Genomic DNA, 9,443 nt, shown 5'->3' with positions numbered 1-9,443 from the left:
CGAGCGCAGCCACGGGAGCCGACGGCCTACACCGCGCGCCGGGGGCGCCACGCTCAATGGCCCGACCCAGGATGCCAAAGGAGCCTCGACCATGAACGACACCGCCACGCATGCCCGCACTCCGGTGCGCTTCGATCCCTCCGTGGAGACCGAGCGCGAGGACGAGGCCCAGACCCAGATCGAGCTGGTGGCGACGCTGCGCGAGATGGCGCAGACCGTGGCCGAGCACACCGGCCACGCCATGCGCGCCGTGCACGCCAAGAGCCACGGCCTGCTGCAAGCCGAACTCGTCGTGCCCGAGGGCCTGCCGCCCGAGTACGCGCAGGGCCTGTTCGCCAGGCCGGGGCGCCATCGCGCGGCGATGCGGCTGTCGACGCCGCCGGCCGAGGTGCTCGACGACCGCATCTCGCTGCCGCGCGGCATGGCGCTCAAGGTGTTCGATGTCGAGGGCGAGCGCGTCGAGGGTTCCGAGGACCACACCACGCAGGACTTCCTGTTCGTCGACGGCCCGGTGTTCGTCGCGCCCGACGCGCGCGGCTTCCTGCGCAGCCTCAAGCTGCTCGCGACCACCACCGACCGCGCACCGACCGGCAAGCTGCTGCTGTCGGGCGTGCTGCAGAGCATCGAGAAGCTGATCGAGGTCGCGGGTGGCTCGAGCGCGAAGCTGGTCGCGCTGGGCGCGCATCCGCTGACCCACCCGCTGGGCGCCACCTTCTTCACCCAGGTGCCGATCCGCTTCGGCGATCACATCGCCAAGCTGCAGCTCGCGCCGGTGTCCGATGCGCTGGTCGCGCTCGAGAAGGCGGAACTTCATCTGGACGGCAAGCCCGACGGCACGCGCGAGGCGGTGATGGACTTCCTGCGCACGCACGGCGGCGAGTGGGAACTGCGGGCCCAGCTCTGCGTCGACCTCGAGCGCATGCCGGTCGAGGACGCCTCGGTCGAATGGCCGCAGGAACTCAGTCCCTTCGTGACGGTTGCGCGCGTGCTGGCCGCGCCGCAGCCGGGCTGGAGCGAGGAGCTGTCGCGCGAGATGGATGACGGCATGGCCTTCAGCCCCTGGCAGGCGCTCGCGGCGCACCGGCCGCTGGGCGGGGTGATGCGCGCGCGCAAGGCGGCCTATGCGGCCTCGTCGGAATTTCGCAGCGAGCGCAACGGCTGCCCGCTGCACCGCTGAGCGGCTGTGTCAGTCGAGGCCGAGCACGCGCCGGTTGGCCGCCACATCCACGCCGCCGGCCGCGAAGTCGTCGAAGGCCCGGTCGGCCACGCGGATGATGTGGTCGGCGATGAACTTCGCGCCCTCGCGCGCGCCGTCCTCGGGGTGCTTGATGCAGCACTCCCACTCGAGCACCGCCCAGCCCGGGAAGTCGTACTGCGCCATCTTCGAGAAGATGGCCTTGAAGTCGACCTGCCCGTCGCCCAGCGAGCGGAAGCGCCCGGCGCGGTCGATCCACTTCTGGAAGCCGCCGTACACGCCCTGCTTGCCGGTCGGGTTGAACTCGGCGTCCTTCACGTGAAAGATCTTGATGCGCTCGTGGAAGTGGTCGATGTAGGCCAGGTAGTCGAGCTGCTGCAGCACGAAGTGGCTCGGGTCGTAGAGCAGGCAGGCGCGCGGATGGTTGTTCACGCGCTCGAGGAACATCTCGTAGCTCACGCCGTCGTGCAGGTCCTCGCCCGGATGGATCTCGTAGCCCACGTCCACGCCCGCGGCGTCGAAGGCATCGAGGATCGGGCGCCAGCGGCGCGCGAGCTCGTCGAAGGCCTCCTCGATCAGTCCCGGCGGGCGCGGCGGCCACGAGTACAGGTAGGGCCAGGCCAGCGCGCCCGAGAAGGTCGCGTGCGCCGTGAGGCCGAGGTTGGCCGAGGCCTGGGCCGCGTAGTGCAGCTGCTGCACCGCCCATTGCTGGCGCGCCGCCGGGTTGCCGCGCACCTCGGGCGCCGCGAAGCCGTCGAAGCCCGCGTCGTAGGCCGGGTGCACCGCGACGAGCTGGCCCTGCAGATGGGTCGAGAGCTCGGTGATCGAGAGGCCGTGCGCGGCGAGCGTGCCCTGGATCTCCTCGCAGTAGGTCCTGCTCTCGGCGGCCTTCTTGAGGTCGATCAGCCGCGCGTCCCAGCTCGGGATCTGCACGCCCTTGTAGCCCAGGCCCGCGGCCCAGCCGGCGATTGCGTCGAGCGAGTTGAAGGGCGCGGTATCGCCCGCGAACTGGGCCAGGAAGATGGCGGGCCCCTTGATCGTCTGCATGCGGTGTCTCCTTGTGGGCTCGACAGGATACTTCGCGGGTTCGGCTGACACACGACCGAAGTTCGGTGGGCGCAGAATGAATTTCGCTCACAGGGAACCCAACGAGATGCCCCAGCCCGTCTCCGCCCGACTCAAGATCGGTTTGTCCGCCTGCTTCTCGCACGCCGATCCGGCGCGCTCGCTGTTCACCAACAAGACCCTGCAGTACGTCGAGCAGTCGATCGCCCACTGGCTGATGTCGGCCGGCGCGATGGTGGTGATGGTGCCCTGCCCCACGGGCGAGACCGCGCGCGGCGACACCAAGCTGTCGCACTACGCCGAGTGGCTCGATGGCGTGGTGATGCACGGCGGGGCCGACGTCTGGCCCGGCAGCTACGGCGAGGTGCCGCTCAAGGACGCCTGGATCGGCGACCGCATCCGCGACCTCTACGACCTCGCGCTGGTCGAGGCCTTCGAGCAGGCTGGCAAGCCGATCTTCGGCGTGTGCCGCGGCCTGCAGCTCATCAACGTGGCCTTCGGCGGCACGCTCTACCAGGACATCGAGGAGCAGCACGGCCATCCCGAGACGCTGCGCCACCGCGACCCGGTGACCTACGACCAGAACTTCCACCAGATCGGGATCGTGCCGGGCACGCGGCTCGCGAAGCTCTATCCCGAGGTGCAGACCGCGCGCGTCAACAGCATCCACCACCAGGGCGTGAAGGACCTCGCGCCCGGTTTCGAGGTCGAGGCCTGGAGCCTGCCCGACCGGGTGGCCGAGGCGATCCGCCGCCGGCCCGAGCGCGGCCGCAGCTACATCGCGGCCACGCAGTGGCACCCCGAATTCCACAAGTACGGCAGCACCGAGACCGTGGACGACACGCCGATCCTGCACGACTTCCTCTGGGCCTGCGCCACCGCCAAGGTGGCGCCGAAGACCACGCTGCGCGGCGCGCCCGGCAAGATCCGCGACCGCGCGGCGCGCGTGCTGCAGCAGGCGCTGCTGCGGCGCCGCCGCTGAGCGCCGCGCCGGTTCAGCGGCGCTCGGACTTGGTCGAGTAGCCGCTGACGCCGGCGTCGACGGTGCCGAACACCGTCACGCCGCTGCCCGACGAGGCGGTGCTGCCGGCATCGGCGGTGCGCGAGGACGAGGCACAGCCCGCGAGCGAGAAGCCCATGGCAAGGGCGAAGGCGGTGGCAATCAATGACTTCATGGAATCTGTCCCCAGGGGTGGATCGAACGACTATAGGCCGCGCGTCATGGCGCGCATGTAACAAGACCCCGCGCGCGGGGTCTTGTCGTTGGTGCCGCCGCGGCACGCCGGGTTCCCGCGGCGCGCGATCTTGAAGAAAAACTGCAAGCCGCTTCGCTCGCCGGGCGGCTTATCAAAGGCGCAAGCCGGGCGCACATTCAGGGCACACAACACCCAGAGGACACCGCCATGACATCCGCTCCCGCTCCTTCTTCACCCCAGCGCACCTGGTTCATCACCGGCGTGAGCACCGGCTTCGGCCGCGCGCTCGCGCAGGAGGCGCTGGCCGCCGGCCACCGCGTGGTCGGCACCCTGCGCGACGAGGCCGCGTGCGCCGCCTTCGACGCGCTGCAGCCCGGCCGCTCCTTCGGCCGCTTGCTCGACGTGACGCGCCACGACGAGGTCGAGCGCGTGGTGGCCGAGGTCGAGGCCGACGTCGGTGCCATCGACGTGCTGGTCAACAACGCCGGCTACGGCCACGAGGGCACGCTGGAGGAATCCTCGCTCGACGAAGTGCGCCGGCAGTTCGAGGTCAACGTGTTCGGCGCGGTGGCCGTCGCCAAGGCCGTGCTGCCCTTCATGCGCGCGCGCCGCCGCGGCCACATCCTCAACATCACCTCGATGGGCGGCATCGTCACCTTCCCGGGGCTCGGCATCTATCACGGCAGCAAGTTCGCGCTCGAGGGCCTGTCGGAGGCGCTCGGCAAGGAAGTGGCGAGCTTCGGCATCCGCGTCACGGCCGTGGAGCCGGGCGGTTTTCGCACCGACTGGGCCGGCCGCTCGATGGTGCGCGCGCCGCAGAGCATCGCCGACTACGCACCGGTGCTGGGCCCGGTGCGCGAGGCGCGGCTGGCGCGCAGCGGCAAGCAGGCGGGCGATCCGGTGAAGGCGGCGCGCGCCATGCTGCGCATCGTCGAAGCGCCGACGCCGCCCGCGCACCTGCTGCTGGGCAGCGACGCGGTGAAGGCGGTGCGCGAGAAGCTGGCCGCGCTGCAGGAGGAACTGAGCGCGTGGGAATCGCTGTCGCTGTCGACCGACTTCACGCCGGCCTGACGCAACGGGCTATTCGGGCTTCGCGCCCGAGGCCTTGACGGCCGCGCCCCAGAGCCCGATCTCGCTCGCGACGAAGCGGTCGAACTCGGGCCCGGTCGTGGGCGCCGGCTCCGAGCCGCGCTCGCGCATGAAGCGCGCCATCTGCTCGCTCTTGAGGATCTCGGTCACCTCGCGGTTCAGGCGCGCCAGCACCTCGGGCGGCGTGCCGCGCGGCGCCATCAGGCCGAGCCAGCCCACGGCCTCGAAGTCGCGCGTGCCGGCCACGCCGCTCTCGCGCACGGTCGGCACATCGGGCAGCTGCGAGGAACGCGTGGCCGAGGTCACGGCCAGCGGGATCGCCTTGCCGGCCTTGATGTGCGGCAGCGCGGCGGTCACCGAATCGATCATCAGCGGCACCTGGTTGCCGAGGAAGTCGGCCTGCGCGGGCCCGCTGCCCCGGTACGGAATGTGCGTGACGAACACATGCGCCGCCGACTTGTACATCTCGCCCGACAGATGCTGCGTGCCGCCGATGCCGGCGCTCGCGTAGCTGAGCCGGCCGGGCTCGGCCTTGGCGCGCGCCGTGAGCTCGCCCAGCGTGCGGATGCCGCTCTCGGGCGTGGCGAGGAACACCAGCGGCACCTTGGCGATCAGCGAGATGCCCACGAGGTCGCGGCGCGGGTCGAAGCCGGGCTTGGCGTACAGCGTCTGGTTGACCGCCATCGCGCTGCCGGCCACCACCAGCGTGTAGCCGTCGGGCGCCGAACGCACCACGAACTCGGTGCCGATGTTGCTGCCGGCACCGGCCTTGTTGTCGACGATCACCGGCTGGCCCAGCCGCCGGCCGAGCTGTTCGGCGAGCGCGCGCGCGAAGATGTCGGTGGCCTGCCCGGGCGGGAAGGGCACCACCAGCTTGACGGGCTTGTCGGGCCAGTCGGCGGCCTGGGCCGGAGCCCCGACGGAAAGCAGCGCCAGCGCGAGACCGGCGGCCGTGCCTGCGAAGCTTCTGCGCCGCATGGCTCAGAGCGCCGTGAGGTGCTTGCCCACGATGCCCGCGAGCTCGAACATCGTCACCTGGTCCTTGCCGAACACCGGCTTGAGCTTGGCGTCGGCATTGATCGAGCGCTTGTCCTTCGCGTCCTGCAGGCCGTTGGCCTTGATGTAGTCCCAGAGCTTCTTGACCACCTCGGTGCGCGCCACCGGCTCGTTGCCGATCACCGCGGCGAGCGCGTCGCTGGGCTTGAGGCCGGCGCCGGTCTTGCGCGGCGCCTTCTTCTCGGCCGGTGCCTTCTTGGCCGCGGGCGCCTTCTTCGCCGCCACCTTCTTGGCGGCGGCGGTCTTGCCGGCCGGCGCGGCCTTGCCGAAGGTCTTGCGCGGCGGGAATTTGCTCCCGCCCTCGCGCGGCGCGAACTCGAAGGTCACCTTGCCCTCCTCGGCATTCCAGGTCAGGAAGGCCTTGAAGGCGCGGCGCGTGCGCATCGAGACGAACTTGTCGAGCAGGTCGGTCTTGCCGGTGGCCAGCAGCTTCTCCATCTGCGCACGCTCCACCGGCTGCTGCAGGATGATCTTGCCGGTCTTGAAGGTGCAGCTCGGCGTGGGCTGGGCGTTGGTGGGCACCGACTTCTCGCAGATGTAGTTGCTGCCATGCTCGAACACGGGCGCGCCGCAGATCGGGCAGGGGCCGACCGTGTCCTGCTCGCTGAAGTCGACGATCTCGCCGCTGTCCTCGTTCTTGTCGTCGCCGAAGTCGAACTCCAGCTTCCAGTTCTTCGCCTCCTCGTCGTACTTGAGCACGATCTCGGAGGTGAAGGGCCAGCCGGCCTTGGAGCGGAAGCCCTCGAGCGGGCCGATGTGCTTGTCGCGCAAGAGCGCCTCGGCCTCGGCGACCTCGAAGGTACGCCCGGCCGGCGACTTGCCGAACGAGAAGCCGCAGGCGTCCTCGCCGGTGCCGCTCTTGCCGGTGCAGCCGTAGCGGCGGTAGTTCTCCTTCACCACGCCGCCGCAGTTGGGGCAGGGCGTGGCCAGCGTCGTGTAGTCGCCGGGCACGGTGTCGCGGTCGTACTCCTTGGCCTTCTTGACGATGTGCTCGGTCATCGCCGCGATCTCGCGCATGAAGGCATCGCGGCTCAGCGAGCCCTTCTCCATCTGCGCCAGCTTGTATTCCCACTCGCCGGTGAGCTCGGCCTTGGAGAGTTCCTCCACGCCGAGGCCGCGCAGCAGCGTCATGAGCTGGAACGCCTTGGCGGTCGGGATCAGCTCGCGGCCCTCGCGCAGCATGTACTTCTCGGCGATCAGGCCTTCGATGGTGGCCGCGCGCGTGGCTGGCGTGCCCAGGCCCTTCTCCTGCATGGCCTCGCGCAGTTCCTCGTCGTCGATGGTCTTGCCCGCGCCTTCCATGGCGCCGAGCAGCGTGGCTTCGGAGTAGCGCGCCGGCGGACGCGTCTTCAGGCCCTTGGTGTCGACCGTCTCGGCCAGCACCATCTCGCCAGGCTTCACCGGCACCAGGTTCTTGCCGTCCTTCTCGTCGTCGTCGCTGACGGCTTCCTTGCCGTAGATCGCGAGCCAGCCCGGCTTGACCAGCACCTTGCCGTCGGAGCGGAAGGCGTAGTTCCTGCCGGCCTGCGCCACCGTGCTGATGCGGGTCGTGACCTGGTATTCGGCGCTCGGGAAGAACACCGACAGGAAGCGGCGCACCACGAAGTCGTACAGGCGCTGCTCGGCTTCCGACAGGCCGCTGGGCGCCTGCAGGGTCGGGATGATCGCGAAGTGATCCGACACCTTCGCGTTGTCGAAGATGCGCTTGCTCGGCTTCACGTAGTTCTGGTCGATCGCCTGCTGCGCGAACGGCGCGAGGTGGCGCATGCCGCTGGTGGCGAGCATGCCCATGGTCTGCTTGACCACCGGCAGGTAGTCCTCGGGCAGGGCGCGCGAGTCAGTCCGCGGGTAGGTCAGCGCCTTGTGGCGTTCGTACAGGCTCTGGGCCAGCGCCAGCGTGGTCTTGGCCGAGAAGCCGAAGCGGCTGTTGGCCTCGCGCTGCAGCGAGGTCAGGTCGAACAGCTGCGGCGAGGCCTGGGTGGTGGGCTTGCTCTCCTCGGTGACGCTGGCGGGCTTGCCGCGCGCGGCCTGCGCGATGGCGAGCGCGTCGCGCTCGTTCCAGATCCGGTCGGCGCGCTGCTCGGGGTCGGGCTCGCCGCTGGGCAGCAGCGGGGCGCTGGCCTTCTTCCAGGCCGGGTCGAACCACTTGCCCGGATAGTGGCCGGCTTCGGCGAGAAAGCTGGCGTGCACTTCCCAGTAGTCGCGCGAGACGAATTTGCGGATCTGCTCCTCGCGCTCGACCACCACCGACAGCGTAGGCGTCTGCACCCGGCCCACGGTGGTGAGGAAGAAGCCGCCGTCGCGCGAGTTGAAGGCCGTCATCGCGCGCGTGCCGTTGATGCCCACCAGCCAGTCGGCCTCGGAGCGCGAGCGCGCGGCATCGGCCAGGCCCTGCATCTGCTTCTCGGTGCGCAGCGAGTCGAAGCCGTCGCGGATCGCCTGCGGCGTCATCGACTGCAGCCACAGCCGCCGCACCGGCTTGTTCAGGCCCGTCTTGCCGCCGGCGTACTGCTCGATCAGGCGGAAGATCAGTTCGCCCTCGCGGCCCGCGTCGCAGGCGTTCACGAGCTGGGTCACGTCCTTGCGCTTGGCCTGCTTGACCACCGCGTTGAGGCGGGTCTTGGTCTTGTCCACCGGCTTGAGGTCGAAGTGCGGCGGGATCACCGGCAGGTTGGCGAAGCTCCACTTGCCGCGCTTGACGTCGAACTCCTCGGGCGCCTGGATTTCCACCAGGTGGCCGACGGCGCTGGTCACGACGTACTGGTCGTTCTCGAAGTGCTCGTCGTGTTTGTCGAACTTGCCGGCCACCGGCGTGAGCGCACGCACGATGTCCTGCGCCACCGACGGTTTTTCTGCAATAACCAATGTCTTCGTCATCTGTGCTCTCTCAACTGTTTCGCCAAGCCGGCTCGCGGGCCATGCGCGCAGTGCCATGGGCTCTCTCTATACTCGGCGGCTTCTCGCGTGCGCACACGCGCACGCGCATGTGTGCATATTCAAACTAACAGACTTCGGCGATGCCTTCCAAATCCCCACTTTCCAACGCCCGCCGAATTCAGACGCGGCGTTCCTCCGTCCATGGCAACGGCGTGTTCGCGGTGCAGGACCTGGCCGAAGGCGAGCGGATCATCGAGTACAAGGGCGAGATCATCACGTGGAAGGAGGCGCTGCGCCGCCATCCGCACGATCCGGCCCAGCCGAATCACACTTTCTACTTCCATATCGATGACGGGCGCGTGATCGACGGCAACGTCGACGGCAATGCGGCCCGCTGGATCAACCACTCGTGCGAGCCCAACTGCGAGGCCGACGAGGTCGATGGGCGCGTCTACATCAAGGCGCTGCGCAACATCGCGGCCGGCGAGGAACTCAACTACGACTACGGCCTGATCATCGACGAGCCGTACACCGAGAAGCTGCTGTCCGAGTTCCCGTGCTACTGCGGCTCCGAGCAATGCCGCGGCACGCTGCTCACGCCGAAGGACGACGAGGAAGAGGACAAGAAGAAAAAGAAGAAGGCGAAGAAGAAGGAAGCGAAGAAGGCCGAGAAGGAGAAGGCCGAGAAGAAGGCTGACAAGAAGGCCGAGAAAAAGTCCGAAAAGAAAGCCGAAAAGAAGGCGGACAAGAAGGACGGCAAGAAGAAGAAGGACAAGGAACCGAAGGCCGACAAGCCGGCCAAGGCGAAGAAGGCCGAGACGGTCGCCGAGGCGGCCCCCGCCGCGGCCGGCAACGGCGGGCTCTGAACATGGCCGCCGGCGGCAGCGCCCTGCAGTGGCACGAGGAGCGGATCGCCGCGGCGCTCGCCCCCCTGCTGCCGGGCTTCGCGGCCGAGGTGGTCGGCG

8 protein-coding genes are annotated in these 9,443 nt (G+C 69.2%); 4 read left to right on the top strand and 4 right to left on the bottom strand.

The annotated features are described in order from the left end of the window. Positions 1–91: 91 nt before the first annotated feature. Positions 92–1,177 carry a catalase family protein gene (locus AC27VN_RS22710; RefSeq protein ID WP_490877978.1) on the top strand — a complete coding sequence of 362 codons (1,086 nt, stop codon included), beginning with the start codon at positions 92–94 and terminating at the stop codon, positions 1,175–1,177. 9 nt (positions 1,178–1,186) lie between these two features. Here AC27VN_RS22710 and AC27VN_RS22705 read toward each other — a convergent pair whose 3' ends face one another. Beyond that, positions 1,187–2,242 carry a sugar phosphate isomerase/epimerase family protein gene (locus AC27VN_RS22705; RefSeq protein ID WP_398494944.1) on the bottom strand — a complete coding sequence of 352 codons (1,056 nt, stop codon included), beginning with the start codon at positions 2,240–2,242 and terminating at the stop codon, positions 1,187–1,189. 106 nt (positions 2,243–2,348) lie between these two features. Here AC27VN_RS22705 and AC27VN_RS22700 point away from each other — a divergent pair, with 106 nt between their 5' ends. Further along, positions 2,349–3,242, top strand: coding sequence for a gamma-glutamyl-gamma-aminobutyrate hydrolase family protein (locus AC27VN_RS22700; protein WP_093351544.1), 894 nt, complete (start codon positions 2,349–2,351; stop codon positions 3,240–3,242). Positions 3,243–3,255: 13 nt separating this feature from the next. On the opposite strand, the gene AC27VN_RS22695 is transcribed toward AC27VN_RS22700, so the two are convergent. Further along, complete coding sequence (locus AC27VN_RS22695; RefSeq protein WP_093351542.1) at positions 3,256–3,435, bottom strand: hypothetical protein; 180 nt, start codon at positions 3,433–3,435, stop codon at positions 3,256–3,258. A gap of 228 nt (positions 3,436–3,663) precedes the next feature. Here AC27VN_RS22695 and AC27VN_RS22690 point away from each other — a divergent pair, with 228 nt between their 5' ends. Next, on the top strand, positions 3,664–4,527 hold the full coding sequence (locus AC27VN_RS22690) for an oxidoreductase (protein ID WP_490877977.1): 864 nt from the start codon (positions 3,664–3,666) through the stop codon (positions 4,525–4,527). Between the two features lie 9 nt (positions 4,528–4,536). On the opposite strand, the gene AC27VN_RS22685 is transcribed toward AC27VN_RS22690, so the two are convergent. Together AC27VN_RS22685 and AC27VN_RS22680 are read right to left on the bottom strand one after the other, a co-directional pair. Next, the gene (locus AC27VN_RS22685; RefSeq protein ID WP_490877976.1) at positions 4,537–5,523 is read right to left on the bottom strand and encodes a tripartite tricarboxylate transporter substrate binding protein; all 987 of its coding nucleotides are present in this window, start codon (positions 5,521–5,523) and stop codon (positions 4,537–4,539) included. A 3-nt stretch (positions 5,524–5,526) separates the two neighbouring features. Further along, on the bottom strand, positions 5,527–8,478 hold the full coding sequence (locus AC27VN_RS22680) for a DNA topoisomerase III (protein ID WP_093351537.1): 2,952 nt from the start codon (positions 8,476–8,478) through the stop codon (positions 5,527–5,529). Positions 8,479–8,618: 140 nt separating this feature from the next. Between AC27VN_RS22680 and AC27VN_RS22675 the strand changes: the two genes are divergently transcribed. Continuing rightward, a complete protein-coding gene (locus AC27VN_RS22675) occupies positions 8,619–9,344 on the top strand; it encodes an SET domain-containing protein (protein ID WP_490877975.1) in 726 nt (241 codons plus the stop codon). Positions 9,345–9,443 lie beyond the last annotated feature (99 nt).

Source organism: Variovorax sp. 20P10.2.4 (genome assembly GCF_058244205.1).
The sequence above is the reverse complement of the archived record's forward strand: the minus strand, read 5'-3'. Positions and strand labels throughout refer to the sequence as shown.